General features: G+C 73.7%; 24 protein-coding genes and 2 pseudogenes. 12 read left to right on the plus strand and 14 right to left on the minus strand.

Features of this window, described 5'->3' with window-relative positions; all coding sequences use genetic code 11:
* Positions 1-81: 81 nt before the first annotated feature.
* Positions 82-2,466, minus strand: coding sequence for a serine/threonine-protein kinase (locus RIN80_RS16620; protein ID WP_309096381.1), 2,385 nt, complete (start codon positions 2,464-2,466; stop codon positions 82-84).
* A 192-nt stretch (positions 2,467-2,658) separates the two neighbouring features.
* Entirely contained in the window at positions 2,659-3,381 is a 723-nt protein-coding gene (locus RIN80_RS16625; protein ID WP_309096382.1) for a VOC family protein, read from the minus strand.
* A 122-nt stretch (positions 3,382-3,503) separates the two neighbouring features.
* Between RIN80_RS16625 and RIN80_RS16630 the strand changes: the two genes are divergently transcribed.
* The 3 genes from RIN80_RS16630 (at position 3,504) to RIN80_RS16640 (ending at position 5,436) form a co-directional block, all read left to right on the plus strand.
* Positions 3,504-4,151: a TetR family transcriptional regulator gene (locus RIN80_RS16630; RefSeq protein ID WP_309096383.1), complete on the plus strand. Its 648-nt coding sequence runs from the start codon at positions 3,504-3,506 to the stop codon at positions 4,149-4,151.
* A gap of 159 nt (positions 4,152-4,310) precedes the next feature.
* Entirely contained in the window at positions 4,311-4,736 is a 426-nt protein-coding gene (locus RIN80_RS16635; protein WP_309096384.1) for a pyridoxamine 5'-phosphate oxidase family protein, read from the plus strand.
* Between the two features lie 34 nt (positions 4,737-4,770).
* Positions 4,771-5,436 carry a pyridoxal 5'-phosphate synthase gene (locus tag RIN80_RS16640; RefSeq protein ID WP_309096385.1) on the plus strand — a complete coding sequence of 222 codons (666 nt, stop codon included), beginning with the start codon at positions 4,771-4,773 and terminating at the stop codon, positions 5,434-5,436.
* Between the two features lie 253 nt (positions 5,437-5,689).
* Here the strand turns inward: RIN80_RS16640 and RIN80_RS16645 are convergent, their stop codons facing one another.
* The 3 genes from RIN80_RS16645 to RIN80_RS16655 form a co-directional block, all read right to left on the minus strand.
* Positions 5,690-6,559, minus strand: coding sequence for a GNAT family N-acetyltransferase (locus RIN80_RS16645; RefSeq protein WP_309096386.1), 870 nt, complete (start codon positions 6,557-6,559; stop codon positions 5,690-5,692).
* A gap of 53 nt (positions 6,560-6,612) precedes the next feature.
* Complete coding sequence (locus RIN80_RS16650) at positions 6,613-6,825, minus strand: DUF4287 domain-containing protein (RefSeq protein WP_309096387.1); 213 nt, start codon at positions 6,823-6,825, stop codon at positions 6,613-6,615.
* A 94-nt stretch (positions 6,826-6,919) separates the two neighbouring features.
* A complete protein-coding gene (locus RIN80_RS16655) occupies positions 6,920-7,522 on the minus strand; it encodes a GNAT family protein (protein WP_309096388.1) in 603 nt (200 codons plus the stop codon).
* 360 nt (positions 7,523-7,882) lie between these two features.
* Here RIN80_RS16655 and RIN80_RS16660 point away from each other — a divergent pair, with 360 nt between their 5' ends.
* Complete coding sequence (locus RIN80_RS16660) at positions 7,883-9,088, plus strand: NAD(P)/FAD-dependent oxidoreductase (RefSeq protein WP_309096389.1); 1,206 nt, start codon at positions 7,883-7,885, stop codon at positions 9,086-9,088.
* Positions 9,089-9,114: 26 nt separating this feature from the next.
* Here RIN80_RS16660 and RIN80_RS16665 read toward each other — a convergent pair whose 3' ends face one another.
* Positions 9,115-10,419: an MFS transporter gene (locus tag RIN80_RS16665; protein ID WP_309096390.1), complete on the minus strand. Its 1,305-nt coding sequence runs from the start codon at positions 10,417-10,419 to the stop codon at positions 9,115-9,117.
* A 104-nt stretch (positions 10,420-10,523) separates the two neighbouring features.
* On the opposite strand from RIN80_RS16665, the gene RIN80_RS16670 reads away from it, so the two are divergent.
* Positions 10,524-11,564 (plus strand): helix-turn-helix domain-containing protein, encoded by a 1,041-nt coding sequence (locus RIN80_RS16670; protein ID WP_309096391.1) that lies wholly within the window; start codon positions 10,524-10,526, stop codon positions 11,562-11,564.
* Positions 11,565-12,065: 501 nt separating this feature from the next.
* Here the strand turns inward: RIN80_RS16670 and RIN80_RS16675 are convergent.
* Positions 12,066-12,554 (minus strand): ATP-binding protein, encoded by a 489-nt coding sequence (locus RIN80_RS16675; RefSeq protein WP_309096403.1) that lies wholly within the window; start codon positions 12,552-12,554, stop codon positions 12,066-12,068.
* Positions 12,555-13,006: 452 nt separating this feature from the next.
* Positions 13,007-13,396 (minus strand): annotated as a pseudogene (locus tag RIN80_RS16680) (acyl-CoA dehydrogenase family protein); the annotation flags it as partial.
* A gap of 151 nt (positions 13,397-13,547) precedes the next feature.
* Here RIN80_RS16680 and RIN80_RS16685 point away from each other — a divergent pair.
* Positions 13,548-13,784 (plus strand): annotated as a pseudogene (locus RIN80_RS16685) (cyclohexanecarboxylate-CoA ligase); the annotation flags it as partial.
* On the opposite strand, the gene RIN80_RS16690 reads toward RIN80_RS16685, so the two are convergent.
* Both RIN80_RS16690 and RIN80_RS16695 read right to left on the minus strand, forming a co-directional pair.
* Positions 13,763-14,275 carry an EF-hand domain-containing protein gene (locus tag RIN80_RS16690; RefSeq protein ID WP_309096392.1) on the minus strand — a complete coding sequence of 171 codons (513 nt, stop codon included), beginning with the start codon at positions 14,273-14,275 and terminating at the stop codon, positions 13,763-13,765. The pseudogene RIN80_RS16685 and the gene RIN80_RS16690 overlap by 22 nt on opposite strands.
* Positions 14,276-14,466: 191 nt before the next feature.
* Positions 14,467-14,847, minus strand: a complete 381-nt coding sequence (locus RIN80_RS16695) for an STAS domain-containing protein (protein WP_309096393.1) — start codon at positions 14,845-14,847, stop codon at positions 14,467-14,469.
* A gap of 359 nt (positions 14,848-15,206) precedes the next feature.
* Between RIN80_RS16695 and RIN80_RS16700 the strand changes: the two genes are divergently transcribed.
* Positions 15,207-15,788 (plus strand): sigma-70 family RNA polymerase sigma factor, encoded by a 582-nt coding sequence (locus RIN80_RS16700; protein WP_309096394.1) that lies wholly within the window; start codon positions 15,207-15,209, stop codon positions 15,786-15,788.
* Positions 15,785-17,143, plus strand: coding sequence for a maleylpyruvate isomerase N-terminal domain-containing protein (locus RIN80_RS16705; protein ID WP_309096395.1), 1,359 nt, complete (start codon positions 15,785-15,787; stop codon positions 17,141-17,143). Before RIN80_RS16700 ends, RIN80_RS16705 begins: the two co-directional genes overlap by 4 nt.
* A gap of 80 nt (positions 17,144-17,223) precedes the next feature.
* On the opposite strand, the gene purU is transcribed toward RIN80_RS16705, so the two are convergent.
* Both purU and RIN80_RS16715 read right to left on the minus strand, forming a co-directional pair.
* On the minus strand, positions 17,224-18,105 hold the full coding sequence (gene purU / locus RIN80_RS16710) for a formyltetrahydrofolate deformylase (RefSeq protein WP_309096396.1): 882 nt from the start codon (positions 18,103-18,105) through the stop codon (positions 17,224-17,226).
* 46 nt (positions 18,106-18,151) lie between these two features.
* Entirely contained in the window at positions 18,152-18,652 is a 501-nt protein-coding gene (locus RIN80_RS16715; RefSeq protein WP_309096397.1) for a hypothetical protein, read from the minus strand.
* 117 nt (positions 18,653-18,769) lie between these two features.
* Between RIN80_RS16715 and RIN80_RS16720 the strand changes: the two genes are divergently transcribed.
* Positions 18,770-20,080 (plus strand): ABC transporter substrate-binding protein, encoded by a 1,311-nt coding sequence (locus RIN80_RS16720; RefSeq protein WP_309096398.1) that lies wholly within the window; start codon positions 18,770-18,772, stop codon positions 20,078-20,080.
* Between the two features lie 58 nt (positions 20,081-20,138).
* Here the strand turns inward: RIN80_RS16720 and RIN80_RS16725 are convergent, their stop codons facing one another.
* Together RIN80_RS16725 and RIN80_RS16730 are read right to left on the minus strand one after the other, a co-directional pair.
* Positions 20,139-21,866 carry a hypothetical protein gene (locus tag RIN80_RS16725; RefSeq protein WP_309096399.1) on the minus strand — a complete coding sequence of 576 codons (1,728 nt, stop codon included), beginning with the start codon at positions 21,864-21,866 and terminating at the stop codon, positions 20,139-20,141.
* A 201-nt stretch (positions 21,867-22,067) separates the two neighbouring features.
* On the minus strand, positions 22,068-23,453 hold the full coding sequence (locus tag RIN80_RS16730) for a transcriptional regulator (protein ID WP_309096400.1): 1,386 nt from the start codon (positions 23,451-23,453) through the stop codon (positions 22,068-22,070).
* Between the two features lie 307 nt (positions 23,454-23,760).
* Between RIN80_RS16730 and RIN80_RS16735 the strand changes: the two genes are divergently transcribed.
* From RIN80_RS16735 to RIN80_RS16745, 3 genes are all read left to right on the plus strand, one after another.
* Entirely contained in the window at positions 23,761-24,423 is a 663-nt protein-coding gene (locus RIN80_RS16735) for a bifunctional DNA primase/polymerase (RefSeq protein ID WP_309096405.1), read from the plus strand.
* A gap of 111 nt (positions 24,424-24,534) precedes the next feature.
* Positions 24,535-25,326, plus strand: a complete 792-nt coding sequence (locus RIN80_RS16740; RefSeq protein ID WP_309096401.1) for an ABC transporter ATP-binding protein — start codon at positions 24,535-24,537, stop codon at positions 25,324-25,326.
* Positions 25,323-26,851 (plus strand): transporter (locus RIN80_RS16745; RefSeq protein ID WP_309096402.1); only part of this gene is annotated, 1,529 nt, incomplete at its 3' end. The genes RIN80_RS16740 and RIN80_RS16745, both read left to right, overlap by 4 nt.

Genomic DNA, 26,851 nt, shown 5'->3' on the forward strand with positions numbered 1-26,851 from the left:
ACCGCGGGGCGACCGGCGCGTACCCGGGCGCCTCGTCCGGGGCGGGAGCGGCGAACGGACCGCTCCCCCTGCGACGGCGCGTCAGGCGGTGCGCGCCGTGCCCGTGCCCTTCTCGGCGTCCAGCGCGTACACGCAGCGGTCCTTGCTGCACGCGTACACCACCCCGTCCCGGACGACCGGGGAGCCGGTGATCTCGCCGCCGGTGGCGAGCTTCCAGCGCAGCCGGCCGTCGTCGGCCTTGAGGGTGTAGAGCAGGTGGTCGGTGGAGCCGAAGTGGATGCGGCCCTCGGCGACCGAGGGGGCGCCGACGATGTCACCGCCCGCCTGGAAGCGCCACTTGGGCGTGCCGGTGACCGCGTCCAGGGTGTAGAGGCCCTTGCCGCTGCCCACGTGGACGTGGCCGGCGGCGACCAGGACCGGCTCGACCGAGGCCCGGGCCTCGGTGGCGATGCGCCAGCGGTCGCGGCCGTCGGTGGCGTCGAGGGCGTAGACCGTGCCGAGGTAGTCGGCCAGGTAGATGCCGCCGCCGGTGACGGCCGGGCCGGGGACGAAGGTGGGCGGGGAGAGGAAGACGGCCGGGGCCTCGAAGTGCCACCGCACGTGCCCGGCGGCCACGTCCAGGGCGAGGACGCGGGTGCCGGCGCAGACGTAGACGTATCCGTCGGGCGCCTGGATCAGCCGGACCGGGACACCGCCGCAGGAGGCGGCGTCGCCGATGGGGTACGACCAGCGCTCGTCGCCGGTGCGGGCGTCCAGGGCGCGCAGCCGGGCGTCCTGCCACACGTAGACCGTGCCGTCGTGCAGGGCGGGTCCGGCCTCCGGGGACTCGAAGTCGGTCTGGCAGCCGGTGATCTCCCACAGCTTCCGGCCGTTGGAGGCCTCCCAGCCCTGGACGCCGCCGCCCCGGGTGCCGGTGACGACGGTGCCGCGGCCGGCCTTGAGGGAGTAGACCCAGGCGTCCGTCTGCAGCCGCCACAGGTCGCCGCCCTCGCGGGCGTCCAGGGCGAACAGGGTGGGCCCGTCGGAGGCGTGGATCCGGCCGTCCGAGACGGCCATGGACCAGGCGACGTCCCGGGTCTTGAAGCGGCGCCGGCCGGTGGCCACGTCCAGGGCGTGCACCTCGAAGGAGGTGACGTAGACGAGGTCGTCGGCGACCGCCGGGGTGCCCCAGACGTCGTTGGACATGCGGAAGCGCCAGGGGCGCCAGCCGCCGGGCTGCTCGGGCGGCGCGGCGGGGGCCGGGGGCGCGGCGACGGCGGGGCCCACCGCGGGGTCGGCGCCGTTGACGCCGGGGCGGGGCTTGGACCAGGAGGCGGCGAGAGCGGCCTCCGGAGGGGGTGCCTTGACGGCGGCGGCGCGGACGTCGGCGACGCGCGGGCCCGGGCCGATGGGCACCCGGGCGCCGGCCAGCCGCACCGGCCCGGTGTCGGGGCCGCCGGCCGGGGCGGGCACCGGCGCGGGCGCCGGGACGACGGGGTCGTGCGAGGGCGGCGGCGGGATGGGCGCCGGGCCGGGGGCGGGACGGCCGCCCCCGCTGCGGCCGGGACCGGAGGCGGGCTTGCCGGCCGGGCGGCCGTTGCGGCGGGACTCGATCAGGCCGACCGCGCGCTCGGGCAGCCACGCGGAGGCCGTGCCGCTGTCGTCGGAGCCGGAGCCGAACAGGTGGGGGGCCAGCTGCGCCTGGAGGTCGGCCGGGTTGGGGCGGGCCGTGGGGTCCATCTGCATGCAGGACTCGATGAGCGGACGCAGCTCGTCCGGGAGGCCTTCGAGGTCCGGGCCCTCGCGCAGCAGCATGAAGACGGTCTCGACCGGGTTGGCCCCGTGGAAGGGCGGGTGACCGGTGGCGGCGAAGACGAGCATGGAGCCGAGCGAGAAGACGTCACTCGCGCCCGTGACGCTGCGCGAGTCCTTGGCCTGCTCGGGGGACATGTAGGCGGGCGTGCCGACGGCCACGTTGGTCATCGTCAGACGCGTGTTCGAAACACCGGACGCGATGCCGAAGTCGATCACCCGCGGGCCGTCCTCGACGACCAGGACGTTCGACGGTTTCAGGTCCCGGTGCACCAGACCCGCCCCGTGGATCGACTGGAGCGCCTCGGCCACGCCCGCCGCGAGCCAGCGCACCGCCTGGGCCGGCAGCGGCCCGCAGTCGTTCACTATCTCTTCCAGGGAGGGCGCGGGGACGTACGCGGTGGCCAGCCACGGCACGGCGGCGCGCGGGTCGGCGTCCACCACCGCGGCCGTGTAGAAGCCGGAGACGGCCCGGGCCGCCTCCACCTCACGGGTGAAACGGACCCGGAACAGCTGGTCCTCGGCCAGCTCCGTCCGGACGGTCTTGATCGCCACGCGCCGGCCGGACGCCGAGCGTGCGAGATAGACCAGCCCCATGCCGCCGGCACCCAGCCGTCCCAGCACCTCGAACGGCCCGATCCGCCGCGGATCGTGCTGCGTCAGCTGATCCACCACTCTGCCTGCCACCTCCCCGTACGAGCCGCGCCAAGCCACATCTTCCACGCGACCCCGTGCAGCGTCTCACCACCGCACCGCCATGGCGGCACGCACCCCGATTCTTCCTGGCCAAGGCCGTGGTGGCGAACCCGGTGACCATTGGGGTGTCTGGGCCCATACAGGGACGAAACGTGACCAGTGGGCGCCCGCTCAGCGGCGCAGCAGCGCGAAGGACGCCCCCTGGTCGTCCGTGACGACGGCCACGGTGCCGTAGGAGGTCGTGAACGGCGGGGCCTGGACGCGGCCCCCGAGCCGGGTCACCTCCTCCAGCGCGGCCGGTACGTCCTCCACGGCGAAGTGGACGAGGAAGTGGGGCGGCATCTCGGCCGGGAAGACGTCCGAGACCGGGGCGCGGCCGACGTCGGGCTCGGCCTCCGGCCCGAACAGGGCCTCGCGGAACAGGTCGCCGAAGAAGCCGTTGGCCGCCTCGGTGTCCCGGGCGTACAGCTCGGCCCAGGCGAAGGTGCCCGGCTCGTGCCGCCTGCCGAAGCCGGGGTGCTCGCGCGGCTGCCACAGGGCGAAGACCGCCCCTTCCGGGTCGGTGACCAGCGCGGTGACGCCCAGCTCGGCGACCGGCACCGGCGACTGGACGACCTGCCCGCCGGCCGCATGGATCCGCCGCACCAGGGCCCGGGCGTCCGGGGTGGAGAAGTACACCGTCCAGACGGTGGGCAGCCGGCCGTCCGTCTTGCGCACCAGCGCGGCCACGGGCTCACCGTCCTTCAGCGCCCGCGTGGAGGGACCGGACCAGTCCTCGAAGGTCCATCCGAAGAGTTCACCGTAGAAGCGCTTGCCCGCCTCGACGTCGGGGAGCTGCGCGTCCACCCAGCAGGGGACGCCCTCCGCGTACACCGATGCCCTGTTTTCGGCCATGTCGCCAACGTAACCGCGACCGCCGCAACCCGCAGACCAGGCACACCAGCCTCCGTACCCCCTCACACCCCATTTGCAGTCGGCCGAATCGCGCCCCGATCACGCCTCGGTAAGCTGACTTCATGACAGGACAAGTGCGTACCGTCGACGGCCGCGTGGCCGGTCGGCGTGGGCAGGCGACCCGGCAGAAGCTGCTCGACTGCCTCAGCGAGATGCTCAGCTCCTCCCCGTACCGGGACGTCAAAGTCATCGATGTCGCCCGGAAGGCGGGCACTTCGCCCGCGACCTTCTACCAGTACTTCCCGGACGTCGAGGGCGCGGTCCTGGAGATCGCCGAGCAAATGGCGGCCGAGGGCGCGTCGTTGACCGAGCTCCTGGAGGGCCGTTCCTGGGCCGGCAAGGCCGGCTGGCAGACGGCACAGGAACTCGTCGACGGTTTTCTGGAGTTCTGGCGGGCGAACGACGCGATCCTGCGCGTGGTGGATCTCGGCGCCGCCGAGGGCGACAAGCGGTTCTACAAGCTCCGCATGAAGATCCTCAACTCGGTGAACAACTCCCTCGCGGACGCCGTCGCCGAGCTCCAGACCAAGGGCCGGGTCGACAAGGACGTGAACCCGGCGGCCGTCGCGGGCTCGTTGGTGGCGATGCTCGCGGCCGTCGCCTCGCACCAGAAGGGCTTCTCCTCCTGGGGCGTGAAGCAGGCCGAACTGAAGCCGAACCTCGCACTGTTGGTGCACCTGGGCGTCACGGGGAGAAAGCCGACGAAGTAGCCGGTCGCGGGAGCCCTCTCCCCTTTCCCCCAAGTCCTGTCTGGCAGGCGGACGTTCACCTCGGTGGACGGCCGCCTGTCGTGTTTTCGGTTCAGGGAACACCCGCGGCGGGCACCGGCGTTGCTTCGAGAACCGACCGTTTCGCCGAAGGAGACCGTGGTGGCCCTGTCCCGCGAAGAACGTGAACAGTTCCTGGCCGAACCGCACATCGCGGCGCTCGCGGTCGACGCGGGAGCGGGCCGCGCCCCGCTCACCGTGCCGATCTGGTACCAGTACGAGCCCGGCGGCGACATCTGGATCATGACCGGGCGCGACTCCCGGAAGAACGAGCTGATCAGCGCGGCGGGCCGGTTCTCCCTGATGGTGGACCGGGTCGAGCCCACGATCCGGTACGTGTCCGTGGAGGGGCCGGTGGTCGACACGGCTCCGGCGACCCTCGAACAGCTCCGGGAGATCTCGGCGCGCTACCTGCCGGCCGAGAAGGTCGACGGCTATGTGGACTTCGCCTCGCAGAACCACGGGGAGCAGCTGGTGCTGCGGATGCGGCCGGAGCGGTGGGTGTCCTCGGATCTCGGACAGGTGTGAGCCCCGGGCCCTGAGAAGCGGTGACAATCGGGGCATGGCAACCGATCTTCACGAGCTGCTGAGGTCGCTGCGGGTGTGGGACCCGAGGATCACGGACCTGCGGCCCTTCGACCCGGGCACCGCACCCGAGGCGCCCCTTCCCCTGTTCACCGAGTGGTTCGCGCAGGCGGTGGCGGCCGGGCAGCCCGAGCCGCACACCATGTCCCTGGCCACCGCGGACACCTCGGGCCTGCCCGACGTACGGATCGTGATGCTGCACGGCGCGGACGACGAGGGCTGGTCGTTCGCGTCCCACGCCGGCAGCCGCAAGGGCCGCCACCTCACCGGCCGCCCGTACGCCGCGCTCGCCTTCTACTGGCCCGTGCTGGGCCGCCAGGTCCGGGTCCGCGGCCCCGTGTCGGCCGCCCCGTCCGAGGAGGCCCAGGGCGACCTGCACGCCCGCTCGACCGGCGCCCTGGCCGCCGCCCTGACCGGCCGGCAGAGCGAGGTCCTCGGCTCGCTGGAGGAACTGGACCGGGCCTCGGCGGCGGCGTGGGAACGGGCCGCGCGGGAGCCGGAGGCACCGGCGCCCTCCTGGACGCTGTACCGGCTGCGGGCCGAGGAGGCCGAGTTCTTCCAGGGTGACGAACGGCGACGGCACGTCCGGCTCCGCTACCGGCGCGCCGAGGAGGGGTGGACGCGGGAACTGCTGTGGCCGTGACCGGTCCCGGGCCCGGTCCGCCGGGGGCCGGTGGGCTTCACCGCATGCGAATCGGACCGCTCGGCACCGGCGGTGCGGGCCGGGCGCCGGCCGGTCCTCGGAGCGGACGGGCACCGGCCACCCCGTCGCCGGCCTGAGCGAGACGGCGGCCCACGCGGAGGTCCTGGTCAACGCCGGCCGGGACCGTGCTGATCGACGTCGGGGGCGGCCTCTTTGACGGCTTCACCATCACCGTCCGATCTCGCGCCTCGCGCTACCCGAAGCCGTACACCGCGAAGTCCGCGACCGGCCCGTACCCGATGCGCTGGTAGAGGCCGTTGCTGGTCGGGTTCGCCAGGTCCGTGAAGAGCAGCACCTCGCTCGCCCCGGTGGCGAGCGCGGCACGGCTGACCTCGGCCGTCACGGCGCCCGCGTAGCCACGGCCGCGGTGCGGGGCAGGGGTGTAGACCCCGGTGACGCGCACCTGTCCGGCGACCAGGGGGCTGGTGCCGGCCATGGCGACGGGGGTGCCCTCGGGGGTCTCCCAGAGGGTGACGCCGCCGCTGTCGATGCGGGCGTCCGCCCACTCGGCGGAGTCCCGGACGGTGCCCGCTCCGACGGCCGCGGCGAACTCGTCGTGCCAGCGCACCAGCAGTTCGTGGTCCGTCCGGGCGGCGATCCGGGCCCCGCCGGGCGGCAGGGGCCGGGGTGCGGTGAGCGTGCCGAGCCGGTAGAGCCGCTGGCGCCGGCGGAGGGTGACCGTGACGCCGGTGTGCCGCTGCCAGGCCGCGGCGAACGCGGCGGCGGTGTCGCGGTCGGCGCTCACGCCGGGCAGCGGCCTGCCGAGGGCGGCCAGCCGCGCCGCGAGGCCGTCGGCCTCCCCGGGGGTGAGGGCGGTGAGGTTCAGCCAGTGCGGCGGTGTGCGGAAGAAGGCCGCCCGGGCCTTCCCGTCCCGCCGAAGCACGCCTAACTCCGGCTCGCCGTCGCCGTACACGCGCGGCCCGCGGGTCCGCAGGGTCTCGGTGACGGTCAGCGGGACGGTGTGCGGCGCGGGCCGGGAGCGCAGGAAGTCACCGGCCCGGAGCAGGAAGTCGTCGAGGTCGTGGGTGAGGTGCCAGGTGCCGGAGTCGGTGTCGGTGTCCATGCCTCATGGTGCGGTCGGCCGGTCCTCCCGGGCCCCTGGTTTTTCCCCTCAGGTCACCTGCCGCTGTCCTCGGCGAGGGTGTGGGCGACGAGCGCGTTGGCATGGCCGTGGCCCAGGCCGTGTTCGGTCTTGAGCCAGCCGACGAGCTCCATGTGGCGGGTCAGCGGGGAGGAGCGGATGAGGGCCTGCCAGTCGGCGATCGGCCGGCCGTACTTCTTCTCGATGGAGGGGAAGTAGCTCGCGGGGCCCTTCACGGGTGCGGTCATCTCGGGTGGTCCCTTCTCTGCGGTCGCCGTTACGACCGTCGGGGCGGGACGAACCCATCGGCCGGGCCGTGTGATCCGTGTCACTTGGGGCTGCTCAGGGGTCGACGGGATCCGGGTCCGTGGCCAGCCGGGCGTGGAGGTGGGCGTCCCGGAACGCGTCGTGACGGCCCTCCTGGAAGACCGCCCCGCGCAGGGTGCCCTCGTACGCGAAACCGCACCGCCGCGCTATCCGGCACGAGACGTCGTGACCGACCGCGTGGTCCAGTTCGAGGCGGTGCAGACCGAGTTCCGCGAAGGCCCAGTCGGCGGCGAGCAGCAGGGCCCGGGTGGCGACGCCCCGGCCCCGGACCTCGGGGAGCACCCAGTAGCCGACGCGGGCGATCTTCAGGTGGTACTTGATCTCGTTGACGCCGATGTGCCCGAGGGCCTCGCCGGTGCGCGCGTCCGCGACCCGGAAGGAGACGGAGGTGCCCTCCGTGGCGCTCTGCGCCCGAGCCAGCAGGGACTCGCGCGCGCTCGCCCGGTCCGTCACCAGCCGCAGCGGGGTGTTCCAGCGGCAGAACTCCGGGTCCCGCATCCCGCGCAGCCAGGTGTCGATGTCGGTTCCGGACCCGGCGTCCCAGGGGCGCAGGCTCAGGCCGTGGCCGTGGAGCTCCGCGTGGGGGCCGGTGAGGGACGGGTCGCGTAGGGGGGCCATGGGCCCCATTCAATCTCCTGACCCGCCGTACGGGACGGGGTCGGCGTGATCAGGAGAAGGTGATCGGGAGATACGGCGCGGGACACGGGCCGCACGCGGGCGCGCGCTCGGTTCCGCCGTTCCCCCGGCGTCGCGAGCGACGGCGACACGACCAGGAGGACGGCGACGACTCCCGTCCGGGGCAGCCCCCACGAGCCCTGCCGGCACGTCGGATACGCGGTCGCGACCGGACCGGGAACCCGCACGCTCCACCATCACCGGTCCGCCTCTTCACCCGCCCCGCACAGCCGTGATCAATCCGAAACCAATTCCGGTCTTGACCGAGACCCATCAAGCGGGTCCGGGATTACGCTCCCGCTCATGGCCGACTCCACACCCCCCACCCCCTCCGGCGCGCAGCCCCCGCCCGACCGCCCCGTCTACGTCATCGGCGGCGGCCCCGGCGGACTCGCCGCCGCGTACGCGCTGCGGGCCCGGGGCGTACGGGCCGTCGTCCTGGAGAAGTCCGACCGGGTCGGAGCGTCCTGGCGCCGCCACTACGACCGGCTGCGCCTGCACACCACCCGCCGGCTCTCCGCCCTGCCCGGACTGCCGATGCCGCGCCGGTTCGGGCGGTGGGTGTCCCGGGACGACGTGGTGCGCTACCTGGAGAAGTACGCCGAGCACCACCGCCTGGAGATCGTCACGGGCGTCGAGGTGTCCCGCGTGGAGCGCCTCCCCGACGGCACGGGCTGGCTGCTGCACGCCACCGGCGGCCGGGAGCTGACCGGTGCCGCGGTGGTCGTCGCGACCGGCTTCAACCACACCCCGCGCGTGCCGGACTGGCCGGGCCGCGACTCCTACCCCGGCGAGTTCCTGCACGCCTCGCAGTACCGCAACGGCGAGCCGTACGCCGGCCGGGACGTGCTCGTCGTCGGGGTCGGCAACACCGGTGCCGAGATCGCCGTCGACCTCGTCGAGAGCGGCGCCTCGCGGGTTCGGCTGGCCGTGCGCACGGTCCCGCACATCCTGCGCCGGTCGACCGCCGGCTGGGCGGCCCAGTACAGCGGCATCCTGGTGCGCCGGCTGCCGGTCGGCCTGGTCGACCGGATGTCCCGGGTCCAGGCGAAGGTGACGATGCCCGACCTGTCGGCGCACGGGCTGCCCCGCCCGGACACCGGGCTGTACAGCAGGGTGCGGCAGGGGGCGATCCCGGTGCAGGACGTCGGGCTGATCGACGCCGTGCGCAAGGGCAGGGTGGAGATCGTCGCCGCCGTGGACGGCTTCGAGGACGGCGGCAGGATCGCCCTCGCCGACGGCACCCGGATCTCCCCGGACGTCGTGATCGCCGCCACGGGTTACGTCCGCGCCCTGGAGGGCCTGGTCGGCCACCTCGGCGTGCTCGACGCCCGCGGCAGGCCCGTCGTCCACGGCGCCCGCACCCCGCGGGACGCCCCCGGCCTGTACTTCACCGGCTTCACCAACCCGATCAGCGGCAACCTGCGCGAGATGGCCATCGACGCGGTGCGGATCGCGAAGGCCGTCGCCCGGGACGGCTCGGGGAGGGTGTCCCGGCTGCCGGGGTGACGCGCCGGGTCTCGGCTGCGGCCGGTTCAGGCGGCCGCCCCCACTGCCGTCCCCCGCCGCCGGATCACCAGCGCCATCAGCGCCGCCGCCGCGCACAGCGCCCCCGACGCGTACCAGACCACGTCGTACGATCCGAAGGTGTCGCGCGCCACGCCGCCGAGGAAGGCGACGAGGGCCGCGCCCACCTGGTGGGAGGCGAGGACCCAGCCGAAGACGATCGCGCTGTCCTCGCCGTACTGGTCACGGCACAGGGCGAGGGTCGGCGGGACGGTGGCGACCCAGTCGAGGCCGTAGAAGACGATGAAGAAGACCATCGGCGGGTGGACGCTCGGCGCCAGCAGCATCGGCAGGAACAGGAGTGACACACCGCGCAGCGCGTAGTACACGGCCAGCAGGCGGCGCGGCTCGAAGCGGTCGGTGAACCAGCCGGAGGCGATCGTGCCGACGACGTCGAAGACGCCGATGACCGCCAGGAGCGAGGCCGCGGCCGTGATGGGCATGCCGTGGTCGTGCGCGGCGGGCACGAAGTGGGTCTGGACCAGGCCGTTCGTGGAGGCACCGCAGATCGCGAACGTGCCGGCGAGCAGCCAGAACGGGCCGGTGCGCGCGGCCGAGAACAGGACCTTCAGGGTGCGCCGGGCGGCGCCCACGACAGGCGCGGGCTTCGGCACGAACTCGGCAGCGCCGTACGGCTTCTGGCCCACGTCGGCGGGATGGTCGTGCAGCAGGAGCCAGACGAACGGCACGACCGCGAGGGCGGCGAGGGCGACCGTCACCGCAGCCGGGCGCCAGTCGTACCGCTCCACGATCCAGGACAGCAGCGGCAGGAAGATCAGTTGGCCGGAGGCCGACGCGGCGGTGAGGATGCCGCTGACCAGGCCGCGCCGCTCGGTGAACCAGCGGTTGGTGACGGTCGCCGCGAAGGCCAGCGCCATGGAGCCGGAGCCGAGGCCGACCAGCAGCCCCCAGCACAGCATCAGCTGCCAGGCCGCCGTCATCCACACGGTGAGCCCGGAGCCGACCGCGATCACGGTCAGGGCGACCGCGACGACCCGGCGGATGCCGAAGCGGTCCATGAGCGCCGCCGCGAACGGGGCGGTCAGACCGTACAGCGCGAGGTTGACGGAGACCGCCGCGCCGATCGTGCCGCGCGACCAGCCGAAGTCCTGGTGCAGCGGGTCGATCAGCAGACCCGGCACGGAGCGGAAGGCGGCGGCGCCGATGATCGTCACGAAGGTGACGGCGGCGACGAACCAGGCACGGTGCACGCGCCGGCGACGGCTGGACTTCGGCGGCTGCTCTACGGCCGCGGCTTCGGTTGTCTGGGTCACGACATAGAGCTTCGGGCCGGGACCGATCTCCAGCGAGTGGCCCGAAGGACAGCATTCGCTAGGATCGGGCCAGGACCCTCGGCCACCGGACGGGACGAAGCGAGATGAGCGAAGAGACGATCACATCCGGCCCCGCGAACGCGGGTTACCGTCCGCACCGCGTCGTCGTCCTCGCCCTGGACGGCCTGCTCCCGTTCGAGCTGGGCATCCCGCACCGTATCTTCGGCCGCCCGAAGGACGACCGCGGGCGGCCCCTGTACGAGGTCCTGACCTGCTCGGTCCGGCCGCCGGGCCCGGTGGAGACGGACGCCGACTTCGCCATCCACGTCCCGCACGGCCCGGAGGTCCTCGCCACCGCCGACACGGTGATCGTCCCGGCGTCGTACGAACTCGGCCCGGTCTACGAGGACGGCGTGCTGACCGACGAGCTGGCCGCCGCCCTCGCCCACCTCAGGCCCGGCACCCGGCTGGCCTCCATCTGCACCGGCGTCTACGTCCTCGCCGCCGCCGGCCTGCTCGACGGCCGCCCCGCGACCACCCACTGGGCCCAGGCCGAGCACCTGCAGCGGCTCTTCCCGCGGGTCCGGGTCGACCCGGACGTGCTGTTCGTCGACGACGGCGACGTACTGACCTCGGCGGGCGTCGCGGCCGGCATCGACCTGTGCCTGCACATGGTGCGCCGCGACCACGGCACCGCCGTCGCCAACGACGTGGCCCGCCGTACGGTCGTGCCGCCGCACCGCGCGGGCGGGCAGGCGCAGTACATCGCGCGGCCGGTGCCGGACCCGCAGCAGGCGTCCACCACCACGGCCCGCGCGTGGGCCCTGGGCCGTCTCCACGAGCCGATCCAGCTGCGCGACATGGCCGCCCAGGAGGCCATGTCGGTGCGCACGTTCACCCGCCGCTTCCGCGAGGAGACCGGCGTCAGTCCCGGCCAGTGGCTCACCCAGCAGCGGGTGGAGCGGGCCCGGCACCTGCTGGAGTCCACCGACCGCTCGGTCGACCAGGTGGCCCGGGAGGCGGGCTTCGGCACGGCCCAGTCGATGCGCCAGCACCTCCAGGCGGCGCTCGGCGTCACGCCCTCCGCCTACCGGCGGACCTTCCGGGCCGGGGCCGAGCACCCGGAGTCCCGCCTCAGAACGTGAGCCCCGCCCGGGCCACCCGCCCCGGCCGCGGGCGCCCCCGACCGCGCGTACTTCTCGGAAAGTTGTCCACAGCCTGTGGAGAGACCGGCCGGCGTCCACCCCCCTGACGCCTGATGGCGGCGCCGCGCTGCTCGCCCCGAGCACGACAGCGCGCGCCGCCACCCGACTCCGGCGCTCCCGCCCCGACTTCCATGGCCCTGAAGGAAGCCGACGCCGAGTCACGACTCACACTCGCCGAGGACCGCTGCCGTGCGGCCCTCGCCGTCCCCTCACGGCGAATCGCTGCCCACAAGCGTGAACATCCGGTCACGGCGCGTCAACACCGATTCGGCGATCTGCCCCTTGTGCGGCTTTTGCCGCGGGCGCGCACGGAAGCACGTCCCGGCGCACCGCCGCATCTCCGCACGGAAGCGGCCGGCCCGTCACGCCCCCGTGCCTCGGGCCCGCCGCAGGACCGCGCGGCATGTGCCGCAGTACACCGCGGGGGAGGGCGCGCGAGCCCTACACCGCCTCGTACGCCGCGAGTCCTTCGAAGGCCGCGCCGCCCGCGTCGCGGTACGCCACCGCGCCGCCCCCGCACGACGCCGTGATGTCGCGGGACGCGGCGCACCGGTCCAGTTCGCACCAGATGCGCTTGCCGGTGGCCTCGACGCTCCAGCCCCAGCGGTCGGCGAGGCCGTCCACGAGGGCGAGGCCCCGGCCGCCGGTCGCCTGGTCGCCCGCGCACCGGGGCACGGGGGCCCGGCCGCTGCGGTCGGCGACCTCCAGGCGGACCGTCGTCTCCTCCGTCACCGCGGGTGGCAGCGAGAGCCGCAGCACGGCGGGGCGGCCGGTGTGCACCACGGCGTTGGTGACGAGCTCGGAGACGAGCAGGATCAGCGTCTCGGCGAGCGGTTCATCGGCCTGTATACCCGACCCGGCCAGGCGCGAGCGGGCCCACCGCCGGGCCCGCCCCACCTCTGCGGGGTCGGGCCGGATCTCCAGCTGCACTTGAAGCACCTGCACCGCTCACACCATCCGAACCGGCGGACACTTAGGCTCGCGCCTCACGAGGGCCACGATCGTAGCCATTTTCTGCATGGCCAGAACAACGGCCGAGTCAGGGATCACGGACCGTGAATCCCTTGTGGGACAGCATGGTTGACGTACAGTCACGCCAACAAGCGCTTCGGGCATATTCCAGCGCGAAGGAGTACCCGTGCGGCATACTGTGCGACGCTCCCCCGGGGCAGTCGAACAGGCGGCGCCACTGGGTCGCACTGCGCTCAGAGCCACTCGCATCTCACACAAGGTACCGGAGCGTGTCGTCGACTCCGGGCCGTGACGAGTCACAGCGAGGACACAAGCCGGTATCAACGCTCCGTGATCATGCCGTGCCACGATCCGCGACATCTCCCCGGGCCCGTACGGCGACACCCCAGCCAGACGGCCTGTCGGCCCGCTCCGGCCGGCCGATCCACCGCCACCGCATCCTCACTCTCCGTTACTTCGCCAACACGTCGGGTTCGAACCCCTGCCCGTTTCGGAAGCGGATGGACCTCGGACTCCCAGGTGAAGCCCGTGCCGCCGCGCACCCGGAGACAGTCGCGGGCGCCGCGCTCGGCGGCCCCGCCGGCGGGCAGCCGGGCGGCGGCGATGTCGACCGGGTCGCCGGTGACGGCCGCCGCGTACCCCGCCGCACGGGCCGTCTCCGCGCGGACCGGCCCCCCGGCGCACAGGTGTGCCACGGCCCGCAAGGCGCCGACGGGCCGTCCGAACTGCTCGCGCGCCCGGGCGTGTTGCGGCGCGCGCTCGCAGACGCGGCCTGTCGTGCCGAGTTGCTCGGCGGCCAGAGGAGGACGGCGTGTGGCGGAGGAGGTGGGGGGAGCAGCGGCCGGCCTCGACGTGGTTGGGGTCCATGTCGGCGTAGGCGAGTTCAGCGCTGGTGCCGGACGTCCCGTAGATCAAGGGCGTGCTGCGCACTGGCCGTTCGGCTGCCCGCGGGCGACTCCGGGCTGCCCGGGGCGGCGCGGGGAGCTGGTGTGCGTGGTGGTGGAACAGCCGCCCGGGACCGGGTTCTTGACGCTCGACGCCGTGACCGCGTTCCTGCGCGCCGAGGACGCGGCGGTGCACAGGCTGCCGGAGCGGCTGGAGCCGGTGGACGCCCTTCCGCGGGACGAGGCCCTGCGGAAGGTGCTGACGTACAAGCGGCGCGAGCGCTACTCGGGCACGGTGAAGTAGCGGGCGAACGCGGGCACGACATCGGCCTCGCCGACCTTGCCGTCGCCGTCCGCGTCGAGTGTGGCGGCGGCCGGCGCGGCCATCTCCTCGGGCACGCCCAGGCACTTCAGGACGCGCCCGGCCTCCTCGACCGCCACGGTGCCGTCGTCGTCGGTGTCGGCGACGTCCAGGGCCGCGTGCAGGAAGGGGCGGGCGATCTCGGCGAACCGGTCGGGGTTGTCGCGCAGGCGCTTGACCGCGCCGTTGACGAACTCCTCGCGCGTGACGCGCTGGTCGCCGTCGCGGTCCGCCATGCCGGCCATGCCCTGCCAGAACGCCTCGGCGCCGCCGAACAGCGCCTGCCCCTTGTCGGAGCGGGCCGCGACGGCGAACTCGGTGAGCAGCGCCTTGGCCGCCCCGTAGAAGTCCTCGCGGTCGATGTAGCCGTTGCCGTCCTGGTCGAAGGTGGCGAACCGGTCGGCGATCCTGCGCTCGTACTCGCTGGTGACCATGTCTGTTTCGGGCCGCCTTACGTCGGGTGGGGTGCGTCTGGGTCGGAGCGTACGACGGGGGGAGCGGTTCGGGCGCGGGAAAACGTCACTTGTGCCAAGACCGGGGGAATTCCGGGACGACACCGTGCCGGAACGGCGACACCCGTCCTGCTGTTGCGTGAGAGGGACGACGTCACGCGGGGGGCGGGGGATCAGGCGGAGAGGGGTTCGCCCTCGTCGCCCAGTGCCGTGTCCAGATCGCCGTACACGTCGAACAGGCGGCGCACGCCCAGTGCGCCGAGGACCCGGTTGACGTGGGAGCCGTCGGCGGCGCCCCGGGCGGGCAGCACCAGGCGCAGTCGGCCCTGGCAGGAGCGGATCAGCCGGCGGGCGGCGATGAGCACGCCGACGCCGCTGGAATCGCAGAAGAACACCTCGGACAGGTCCAGGACGAGACAGTGGTGCCCCTCGGCCACCACGTCGTGCACCCGCTGACGCAGCACCGGCGACGTCACCAGGTCCAGTTCGCCCGACACCTGGAGCACGGCCCATTCGCCCTGCTCGCCGCCGGTCACATTGAAGGTCACCACCACGCCCCTCGCTCGCCAAAACGGAAGCAGTCCCTACGCTTCCTTGCAGCGCGGCTGCCCACCGGCCGTTCCCTGAAACACGGCCCGGAAAACGGTTCCCTCGCAAAAGAGGCTTGTTTTAGTCGACTTCGATCCGCTTCGATCCTAATCAGTCATGTCTGATCGGAGAAGGGATGGGTAGGCGCGACCCAAAGGCATCCCGCGCGAGCGCCGAGCCCCCTACCACCTGCGGGCCTTCAGGGGGCGCACATTGCCACAAAGGGGCGTGCGCTACTGGACGTGCCGACTACATTCGAGGAGACGTGAGGCACAGGCTGGACAGAGCACGGGCGCGGAACAGGAGCAGGGGGTGAGAGGGCCGCATGGCGAAGAGGGACGTACCGCCGCGCTGGGACCGCAAGATGCAGCAGCGGCTCGCCCGCGGGGAAGCCGCCGCCCTCGGTGAGCTCTACGACCGGTTCGCCTCCCTCGTGCACGGCCTCGCCCACCGCGTCCTCGGCGACGAGCGCGCGGCCGACGGCATCACCCGCGAGGTCTTCGTCCACGTCTGGGAGCACCCCGACTCCTACGACCCCAAGGACGGTCCGCTGCGGACCTGGGTCGCCGCGCTGACCCACCGGCTCGCGGTGCAGCGGCTGCGCGCCACCGAGACCGCCGCCCTCGCGCGGGACGGCTCCGGCACCGCGGAGGAACTGGAGCACCGGGTGCGCAGCGCCGCGGTCGCCGCCCGCGCCGACTACATCGTCCAGTCCATGCCGGTCCCGCTGCGCTCGGCCCTGGAGCGGGCCTACTTCCAGCGCCGCGACTACCGCCAGGCCGCCGCCGACCTCGGCATCACCGAGGACGAGGCCCGCCGCCGCCTGCGCCTGGGCCTGCAACTGCTGTCCACCGCCCACGACACCGAGGCCCCGGGCGCCCCGCCCGGATTCGGGGGTGCGGTGTGAACGGGCCGGACCCCTTCGAGGCGTACGACGACCACGAGGGCGCGGGCGGCGGTCGCGCGGAGCAGGACGACACCCGGAGAGAGAACGGCCGTCGGGATGAAGAGGGTGCAGGCGGACCCGGCGGACCCGGGCACGGCGAGGCGCCGCACGCCGGTGGCGGGCGGCCGCCGCGGATACCCCTGCCCCGGACCTGCGTCGAGGACGGCGGGCCGCCCCTGCCCGCGCCACCACCACCGGAACGGCCCGTGTTCGAGCATCCCGTACTGAAGTCCCTGCTCGGCGCCTGGGCGCTGGCCGCCTGCTCGGCCGAGGAGGCCACGGCCGTCGAGGAGCACCTCGGATCGTGCGGCGGGTGCGCCGACGAGGCCCGGCGGCTGCGCGAGGCGGTCGGGCTGCTGCAGCGCCCGGAGAGCCTCGACCTCGACCCGGGCCTGCGCACCCGCGTCCTGCAGACGTGCCTGGAGCGGCGCCCGCCCCGCATCCCGGTGCCGGAGTGGGCCGCCGCGTACGACGCCGAGACCGCCCGCCTGGACGCCCTGCTGCAGGACTTCGGCGACGCCGAGTGGCACGCGCCGGTACGGCTGCGCTGGTTCCGCGCCGACGAGGCGACGACCCGCCGGACCACCGTCGCCGGGGTGATCGCGCACCTGCTCAGCGTCGACGGGCTGGTGGCGGTCGCGCTCGGCCTGGACGACCCGCTGGGCGAGGTCCCCTCCGCGCGGCCGACCCCGGCGGAGCGCACCGAGGCGTACTGGCGCGCCTCCCACTTCCCGCCCACCCGCTCCGTACGCGCCCCCTGGCGGGAGCAGAGCCACAGCCTGGTCCGCACGGTGTCCTTCACGGGCGGCGGCGCGGGGCGGATGCCGATCCCCTACGGCGACTTCGACCTGCCCCTGCACGACGCGATGCTCGACCGGGCCTTCGAGTGCTGGGTGCACGCCGAGGACATCGCGGACGCGGTCGACTACCCCTACGATCCGCCCTCGCCACGCCATCTGCACCGCATGATCGACCTGGCGGCCCGCATGCTCCCGGCGGCCCTGGCCCACCGCAGGCGAACCGGTCTCGCGGCCCCCGCCCACCACCGCCACCTGGTCGCGGCCGGCGAACCGGGCCGCAGCCTGCGCCTGGAGATCGAGGGCTCGGGCGGCGGCGAGTGGCTGATCCCCCTGGACTCCCCGGCCGCCAAGGGCTCCGCCGAGCACGAGGTGGCCCACGTGGCCCTGGACGGCGTCGAGTTCTGCCGCCTGGCAGCGGGCCACGTCCCCCCGCAGGAGGCCGCGGCCGGCCAGGTCGGGGACCGGGAGGCGATCAGGGACGTCCTGTTCGCGGCGGCGTCACTGAGCAGGATGTAGAAGGCGCCCCGAGGGGCGCGGGGAGAACCGCGCGGGCAACCCCCGCCCACCCGCGCCCGCCGCGGAAGACCGGCGAGCTGCTAGGCGAACACCACGGTCCGCCGCCCGTTGAGCAGGATCCTCCGCTCGGCGTGCCACTTCACGGCCCGCGCCAGCGCCTGGCACTCCACGTCCCGCCCGATCGCCACCAGTTGGTCCGGCGTGACGTCGTGCCCGACCCGCTCGACCTCCTGCTCGATGATCGGCCCCTCGTCCAGGTCGGCCGTCACATAGTGAGCCGTGGCCCCGATCAGCTTCACACCCCGGGCGTGCGCCTGGTGGTACGGCTTCGCGCCCTTGAAGCTCGGCAGGAACGAGTGGTGGATGTTGATGATCCGCCCGCTCAGCTGCTTGCACAGGTCGTCCGAGAGGACCTGCATGTAGCGGGCGAGGACGACCAGCTCCACGCCCTCCTCGCGCACGATCTCCAGCAGCCGCGCCTCGGCGTCGGGCTTGTTGTCCTTCGTCACCGGGATGTGGTGGAAGGGCACGTTGTAGGAGCCCACCAGCTCGGCGAAGTCCGTGTGGTTGGACACCACACCCGCGATCTCCACCGGCAGCGCCCCGATCCGCGCACGGAACAGCAGGTCGTTCAGGCAGTGCCCGAACCTGCTGACCATCAGCAGGACGCGCATCTTCTCGTCGCCCCGGTTGATCTGCCAGTCCATCTGGAAGGAGTCCCCGATCGCGGCGAAGCTGGCCCGCAGCTTCTCCACCGTCACCGGGGCGTCCGCCGAGAAGTGGACCCGCATGAAGAACAGTCCCGTGTCGTGGTCGCCGAACTGCTGGCTGTCCTCGATGTTGCAGCCGGTCATGAACAGATAGCTCGACACGGCGTGCACGATGCCCTTCCTGTCCGGGCAGGAGAGGGTGAGGACGTACTGGTCGGCCGGGACCGCGGCGCTGGTGGACTGCTCGTTCATGCAGGACAGGTTCCCACAAGGGGCGACGGCACCGGCAATCGTCCCGCTAGGCGGACCTGGTCATGATCCGCAGCACTTCCAGGCTCCGCGGCGGGGTGTCCGGCTCCTCGCCGTCGCCCGCCGCGAGCCGTACGTGCGCTTCCCGGGCGGCCCGGACCGCCTCCGGCCACGCCTCGTGCTCCAGGTACGCGGCGACCGGCGCGTCCGGCCCCACCTGGTGCATGATCCGCAGCACCCGCAGCACGGCGGTGTCGACGAGGGCCGCCTCCTGCGCGTCGCGGAAGATCGTGCCGACGTACTTCTCGGCGGACCAGTGGTCCAGCCAGGTGTCCTCGACCAGCCGGTACACCGCGTCGGTCACGTCGCCGTAGCCGTCCACGCCGGCCAGCCAGACGTCCCGCTGGAAGACGGGGTCGGAGAGCATGTGCAACGCCGAGCGCACGTTGCTGCGCCAGCGCCACCACGGCATGTCGTTGACAGGCATGCCGCCCATGGTGGATGAGCGACGGCCACGTCGGGAAGAGTTCTCCGAAGCTTGCACGGTCATCGATCGTACGTTCCCCTCCACATCGGTCACACGGACCCCCGTAATTCACCTGTGCGTCACCGATCGTTGACCGCGGATCACTCATGGGTTAGCCATGTGACGGAATCGTGCGGAACCATGACCGGCAGGCGACGCACCCGCAGCACATCCCTTTCCGGCCTCCTCACCCGTCACGCCAGAAGAGGCGTCCTCTCCGCGGGCACGGCGGTCGCGTGCGCGTCACTCCTCACCGGCTGCGGGGTCGTGCCCGGTACCACGGGGGGTGCCGGGGACGATCCCATCACCGTCATGACGTGGGCGCCCGAGAAGACCAGGGCCACCAACAAGCCCGGCATGCCGGCCTTCGCCCGCGCCTACGCCCGCTGGGTGAACGCGAACGGCGGGATCAACGGCCGCGAGCTCAAGGTGCTGACCTGCAACGACCACAACGACAGCGTGGCCGCCGCGAAGTGCGCCCGGAAGGCCGCCAAGGAGAGCGTGGTCGCGGTCGTCGGATCCTACAGCCAGTACGCCGACTCCTTCTTCCCGTCCCTGGAGGGCGCGGGCATCCCCTACATAGGCGGCTACGGCATCACGAACGCCGAGTTCACCAGCCCCCTGTCCTACCCGGTCAACGGCGGCCAGCCGGCGTTGCTCGCCGGTCTGGGCCGCGCGCTCGCCGACTGCGGGCCGGTCGCCCTGATCCGGCCGGACACGATCGCGGGCGACCAGCTGCCGCCGCTGCTCGACTCGGGCCTGAAGTCGGGCGGGCACGAGCCCGCGCGGGACCAGCGGGCGCCGGAGGACGCCACCGAGTACGACGGCCAGGCCGAGCGGGCGCTGCGCTCGACGACCACCGACCCGCGGGACGAGGGCTGTGTGGTGCCCGCGCTCGGGGACCGCAACGGCACCTTCATGGACTCCTTCCGCCGGGCCCGGGAGGACTATCCCGACGTCCGGACGGCCGCCGTGCTCGGCAGCGTCGACCAGACGGTGATCGACGCGACCGGCGGGGCCTCGGGCCCGTACGAGGGGTCGTACATCACCGGCTGGTACCCCGTGGCGAGCGATCCGCGCTGGGACGGGATGAAGCGGGTGATCAAGGAGGAGGCCTTCGGCGACAACCGGATCGACCCCGCGGACGCCGGTGTGCAGACCACCTGGATCGCCTACACCGTGTTCCACCGGGTCGTCGAGTCGCTCGGCGGCGGCGAGGTGAGCGCCGACACGGTCGCGGAGGCCCTCGACGACGGCCTGGAGGTCGACACGGGCGGGCTCACGCCGACCCTGCAGTGGCGGTTCCAGGACGAGCTGGCCTCCGTCGGCTTCCCGCGGCTGGTCAACGCGAACGTGACCCTGCAGGTGGTGCGCGAGGGGCGGCTGGTGTCGGCGCGCAAGGGCTTCGTCGACACGACCCGGACCCTGCAGGACGCCGACGTGACCTACTAGGGCCTGTCCGGTGACGCGGGCCCGGCGGTGCACGCCGGGCCCGCTCGCCCCGCGTCCGTCACAGCTGCGTCGGCTGGCGTTCGGTCAGGCCGTACGTCTTGGCGATGCTGTTCCACAGCGTGGCCGCCTTGGCCTTCTCGGCGCTCGCGACGCCGCTGGCCCGGTTGCCGGCCTGGGTCTGGCCGGTGACGCGGGCCTGGCCCTTCTTGCAGCCCTTCTTGCCGGCGGTCTGGTCGGCCCAGGCCGCGTAGTGGTTGTCGGCGGAGGCGGAGGCCTGCCACGCCTTGGTGAGGGCGGTGGTGAGCTCGGTGTGGCCGGGCAGCCGGTCGACCTCGATGCCGCCGAGCCGGGTGACCAGCTGGGTGCGCTGCCTGGCCGCGTCGCGCAGGTCCTTGGCGGCCTGGGCGAGGTTGTCGCAGCCCTTGACGTCGGCCACCGCGTTGATCACCGCGCTGCGGCTGTCGCCGCTGTCGGCGAGCAGCTTGTCCAGCTCGACGGCCTGGGCGCGAGCGGGGTCGGCGGAGGGGGATGCGGAGGCGGAGCCGTCCGTCGCGGGCGCGGAGGCGGCCACGGTCTTGTTGTCGTCGCCGCCGTCGTCACCGCCCCCGCCGGCGAGCAGCGCGCCGGCGCCGACGCCGAGGACGGCTATGCCGATGCCGACGGCGGCGATGACGGGGAGGCGTGAGCCGGTCCGGCCGCCGCGCGAGCGGCCCGCGGCGGGAGCGGCGTGGGAGGACGGGGGCCGGTGTTGCTCGACGCGGGGCAGTTGCTGGGTGGCCCCGGCGGGTGCCTCGGCGGCCTGGTCGGTGCGGAAGAGGTGGCCGAACTCGGCGGGCGGCTGCTGGTCCGCGCCCCCGGGCACCGGCGCGATGTACTGCGTGGCCTCGGCGTCCGGGTTCGAGGCGGGCGGCAGCGGCCCGGCTCCCGACCCGGCGCGCGGCCCGGTCCCCAGGAACCGTGTCGCCTCGGGGTCCTCCCCGGCGGACGACTCGGGCGGCAGCGCCCCCGGTCCGACCGGGGGTATGTACTGCGTGGCCCCTTCGTCGGCGGCCGGGGGCACGGGCGGCAGGTACTGCGTGGCCGCGGCGGACCCGTCCGCGGCGACGGGCGGCAGGTACCGGGTCGCCCCCTCGTCGGGGGCGGAGTGCCCCGGGGCGCCCCCGGGACCGTGTCCCGGCGCCCCGGCGGGAGATCCGTACGCGCCGGAGGACTGCGGCATGCCGCCCGAGGGCGCCCCGTAGGCGTCCGCGGCGGGCGGCAGGGGGGCTCCGGCGCCGTACGCACCGGAGGCCGGCGGCAGGCCGCCTCCGGCCGGGGGCCCGTATCCGCCGGTGCCCTGCGGCCCGCCCGCGTGCCCGCCGGTCCCATCCGGCGGCAGCGGGGCGCCGCCGTAGGCACCCGCCTGCGGCCGGGCGGTGTCGTACGGGGCGTGGTGCGGCGGCCGGGCGTCCTCCTGCGGGAGCGCTCCCGGGTCCTGCGGACCGGGCGCGGACTGCCCGCCGTCCCAGGACTGCTGCTCCGGCGCGTGCCACTGCTGCTGCGGCGGGGACTGCCAGGCCTGGCCCGGCTGCGGGGGCGTCTGCTGCTCGGGACCCCAGGGCCGGCCCCAGGTCTGGCCCTCGGCCGGGGCCTGTCCCGTCGGAGCGGGGGCGGGCCGGCGCGCGGCGGCGTCGCCGGGTCCGCCCGTCATGCCCGGCAGCAGGGGTTCGCCACCGTCCGAGGGCAGCACGATGCCTTCGCGCGCGGGGCGCGCCGAGGGCTCCTCGCCCTGTCCACTCTGCGTCACCGGGACTCCTACTAATGGGGGACCTTGTGAATCGTCGGGTCACGCTACCGGGTCCCCTGAGCCCCGTGCCACGCAGCACAGGGCGTGACCGCCTGCCCTGTGAGCGCGGTAACAGATCCGGGTCACGGCACGTCCTTCGCGCCACCTCCCGCCCGTCCAGCGGCCGTTACCCGGATGTTCACGCCTGCGCGGGTCCTGTGTTCACGCCGCCGCCTGCAGGTCGAGCCGGGCGCCGAACTCCCTTACCACCGCCTCGTCCCGGTACGGCTCCAGCCGCTGCTGGAAGTCCTCCAGGTACTCGGCGCCCCGGTTGGTCCGCAGGCCCTCCAGCAGTTCGACGGCCTTCATGCCGGTGCTGCACGCCTCCTCGATCTCGCGCTGCTGCACCTGCGCTGTGGCGAGCAGCACATATCCGATGGCCCGGCGGCGCGCCCGCGTCTCGGGGTGCCCGGCGAGCGACTCCTGCGCGCACCGCGCCGCCGCCTCGGCCTGCCCGAGGTCCCGGTGGCAGTGGGCCAACTCGTCGGCCAGGTACGCCTCGTCGAAGTGGGCGATCCACACCGGGTCGTCCCCCGTGGCCGGGTCGGCCGCCTCCAGGGCGCTCACCGCGCGCCCGGCCGCGATCTGGGCGGCGCGCGCGTCGCCCAGCAGGGCGTGCCCGCGCGCCTCCGCCGCGTGGAACATGGACTCCGCGCGCGGCGTGACGCGCCCCCGCGCCCCCTCCTGCGCCGCCCGCGCCAACTGCGCGATCTCGCGCGGGTTCCCGAGCTGCGCGGCGAGGTGGCTCATGGAGGCCGCGAGGACGTAGCCGCCGTAGCCGCGGTCCCCGGCCGCCTGGGCCAGCCGCAGGGCCTGGATGTAGTAGCGCTGGGCCAGCCCCGGCTGTCCGGTGTCGACGGCCATGTACCCGGCGAGCTCCGTCAGCCGCGCCACCGCGGCGAACAGGTCCCGCCCCACCGCCTCCCGGTACGACCCCGCCAGCAGCCCCGAGACCACGCTGTTGAGGTAGTGCACGACCACCGGGCGCACGTGCCCGCTGCCGTACTGGTGGTCCAGGTCCACCAGCGCCTGCGTCATGGCCCGGACGGCCTCCACGTCGGACTGCCCGACCCGCGGCCCCGCCGAGCGCGACACCTGCGGGTCCGGCGCGGAGATCAGCCAGTCGCGGCTGGGCTCGACCAGCGCGGACGCGGCGACGGAGGAGCCGGACAGGAAGTCCCGCCGCCCCACGTCGCTGCGCCACAGCTCGCAGACCTGCTCGATGGCGCCCAGTACCGTCGGCGAGAACTGGAGCCCCACCCCCGAGGCGAGGTTCTTGCCGTTGGCCATGCCGATCTCGTCGATCGTGACCGTACGGCCGAGTTTGCGGCCCAGCGCCTCGGCGATGATCGCCGGTGCCCGGCCCCGCGGTTGCTGCCCGCGCAGCCAGCGCGCCACGGACGTCTTGTCGTAGCGCAGGTCGAGTCCGTGCTCGGCCCCGCACATGTTGACCCGGCGGGCGAGGCCGGCGTTGGAACAGCCGGCCTCCTGGATGAGCGCCTGGAGCCGTTCGTTCGGCTGCCGGGCGACGAGCGGCCTTGCGGCCATGGCGTACCCCCTGTGGCTGCGGTGCCTGCCCACGCACCGAGTTGACGTGTCTTCCGCGGCCGGGGTCCCTCGCGTCCCGGCGATGAGATCCGGCCGTGAAGATCAATGCCCCGCCGACCAGCCGAAAATGCGAGGCATGTGAGGATTGCCGGGGTTACGGCTGGTGCCGGCCCCACTCGTGGCTACCCACCTCCGGCCATGGATCCTCCTGCGCGCCCCCGCACATGCACCCATGCGCCCCGGCCCCGGACGGGATGCTCCTCCCCGCGCACGCGGGCGGGCGTAACCCCTGGTGACGACCAGAGTTGTGTTCATCGTGGAAGAGACGATCGCCGGCACCGAAGCCGCTCAGATCCCGAAGCAGCGCGGGGAATCGCTGCTGGAGACCGCCGTCCGCTACGCCGAGGAACGGCACTGGGACGTGTTCCCGGGCACCTGGCTGGAGGCCGCCGACGGAAGTCAGCGCTGCTCGTGCGGTGACGCCGCGTGTCCGGCGCCCGGCTCGCACCCGGCGCGTCCCGACTGGGCGACGCAGGCGACGGGCAGCGCGACCGTCGCACGGCGGATGTGGCAGAAGCAGCCGACGGCGTCGATCCTGCTGCCGACGGGCCGGACGTTCGACGCGATCTCCGTGCCGGAGACGGCCGGGTTCCTGGCGCTGGCGCGGATGGAGCGGATGGAGCTGACACTGGGGCCGGTGACGCTCACGCCGGATCGGCGGATGGAGTTCTTCGTGCTGCCGGGGGCCGGCGCGAAGGTGCCCGATCTGGTGCGCAAGCTCGGGTGGTCGGTGTCGTCGCTGGACCTGACGGTGCTGGGTGAGGGGGCGTACGTGGCCGCGCCGCCCACGCGGTTCGGGTCGCGGGGGGCCGTCCAGTGGGCCTGCCGGCCGACGCCCGCGAATCGTTGGCTGCCGGATGCGGAGGAGTTGATCTCGCCGTTGGCCTATGCGTGCGGGCGGGATCGATAGGCGCCCTTTCGTCTGCCTGGTCCGTGTTCGTCGGCGACTGCGGGCCCGTCGTGGCCGATCGCGCGGTTCCCCGCGCCCCTTCGGGCCCGTGACACCACCGTAGGGTGCAGGGTGACGGAGGGAGACGCGGTGGGATCCAGCGCTGTACGTGTGCAGGGGCTCTGGAAGCGGTTCGGGCAGCAGGTCGCTGTCGCCGGGATCGATCTGGAGCTGCCCGCGGGCAAGTTCATCGGGCTCGTCGGACCGAACGGGGCGGGGAAGACCACCACGCTGTCCATGGTGACCGGGCTGCTCCGGCCCGACCACGGGACCGTCGAGATCGCCGGGCACGACGTGTGGCGCGATCCCGTCGAGGTGAAGGCCCGGATCGGGGTGCTGCCGGAAGGGCTGCGGCTGTTCGAGAGGCTGTCGGGGCGGGAACTGCTGGCCTACTCCGGCCGGTTGCGCGGGCTGCCCGGCGCCGAGGTCGACAAGCGGGCCACCCAGCTCCTCGACGTCCTCGACCTGTCCGGCGCCCAGCACAAGCTCGTCGTCGACTACTCGACCGGCATGCGCAAGAAGATCGGCCTCGCCGCCGCCCTCCTCCACAATCCCGAAGTGCTCTTCCTGGACGAGCCGTTCGAGGGTGTCGACCCCGTCTCCGCCCAGACCATCCGGGGCGTCCTTGAGCGGTACACCGCCTCGGGCGCCACCGTGGTGTTCTCCTCCCACGTCATGGAACTCGTCGAGTCGCTGTGCGACTGGGTCGCGGTGATGGCCGCCGGGCGGATCCGGGCCACCGGCACCCTCGCCGAAGTGCGCGGTGACGCGCCGTCGCTGCAGCGGGCCTTCCTCGAACTCGTCGGCGCCCAGGGCCGGGACGCCGGGTCCGACCTCGACTGGCTGGGCGGCGGGTCGCGGTGAGCACCGACGCGATCACCCCCGTCTTCGTCCGGCTGAAGCTGTCGCTGCTGCGCAACGGGCTGCGGCAGTCCGGCGGGCGGAAGGCCGCCTACATCACCTCGGCCGTCGTCGCCCTGCTGTTCGCGGCGCTGCAGTTGATCGGCCTGATCGCGCTGCGCGGGCACGCGCACGCCGAGTCGGTGGTCGTGCTCGCGGTGGCGGTGCTGGCGCTCGGCTGGGCCGTGATGCCGCTGTTCTTCCCGAGCGGCGACGAGACCCTCGATCCGACCCGGCTGGTGATGCTGCCGCTGCGGCCCCGGCCGCTGGTGCGGGCGCTGCTGACGGCCTCGCTGGTGGGGATCGGGCCGCTGTTCACGCTGTGCCTGCTGGCCGGTTCCGTGATCGCGGTGGCCCGGGGCGGGGCCGCGTTCGCGGTGGGCGTGGTCGCCGTCGTGCTGGCGCTGCTGGTGTGCGTGGCCCTCGCCCGGGCCGTGGCCGCCGCCAACGTACGGCTGCTGACCAGCCGCAAGGGCCGCGACCTCGCGGTGCTGAGCGGGCTCGTCATCGCCGTCGGGGCGCAGATCGTCAACTTCGGCGCACAGCGGATCGGGGCGTCCGGGCTCGGTGAGCTGGCGCCGGCGGGGGACGTGCTGCAGTGGGTGCCGCCCGCGTCGGCGATCGGGGCCGTGCACGCGGTCGGTGAGGGCGCGTACGGGCGGGCGACCGCGCAACTGGCGCTCAGCGCCGGCGCGCTGGCGGTGCTGCTCGCGGTGTGGTCGCGGCATCTGACCCGGCTGATGACCTCACCCGACGGCTCGACCCTGCCGACGGCGGACACGGCCGCCCGCGAGCGGTCGTCGACCGGGCTCACCAGGCTGCTGCCGGCCGGCCGCACGGGCACGGTGATGGAGCGCAGCCTGCGGTACGTGTGGCGCGACCCGAAGACCAAGGCGGCCTGGGTGACCTCGCTGGCGATCGGGCTGATCGTGCCGGTGTTCAACGCCTGGCAGGGCACCGGGTCCGTGTACTTCGCGTGCTTCGCGGCCGGGATGCTCGGCATCCAGATGTACAACCAGTTCGGGCAGGACTCCTCGGCGTTCTGGATGGTCGCGATGACGATCTCCACCACCCGCGACGCCCACGCCGAGCTGCGTGCCCGGGCCTACGCCCTGCTGCTGATCACCCTGCCGTACGCCGCGCTCGTCACCGTCCTCACGACGGCCATGCTCGGCGACTGGCCGCGGCTGCCCGAGGCGCTGGGGCTGTCCTTCGCGCTGCTCGGCGCGATGCTCGCGACCGGGGCGTGGACCTCCGCCCGCTTCCCCTACTCCATCCCGCAGGAGGGCTACAAGAACGTCGCCCCCGGGCAGACCGGGCTCGCCTGGATCTCCATCTTCGGCGGGATGATCGGGGCCGCCCTGCTGTGCGCGCCCGTCATCGCGCTCACGATCTGGCTGAACGCGAGCGCGGACGGCGCGGACTTCGCCTGGCTGCTGCTGCCCGTGGGCACGCTGTACGGGGCGGTGCTCACGGCGGTGGGGCTACG

Source organism: Streptomyces sp. (genome assembly GCF_031181705.1).
GTDB lineage: Bacteria > Actinomycetota > Actinomycetes > Streptomycetales > Streptomycetaceae > Streptomyces.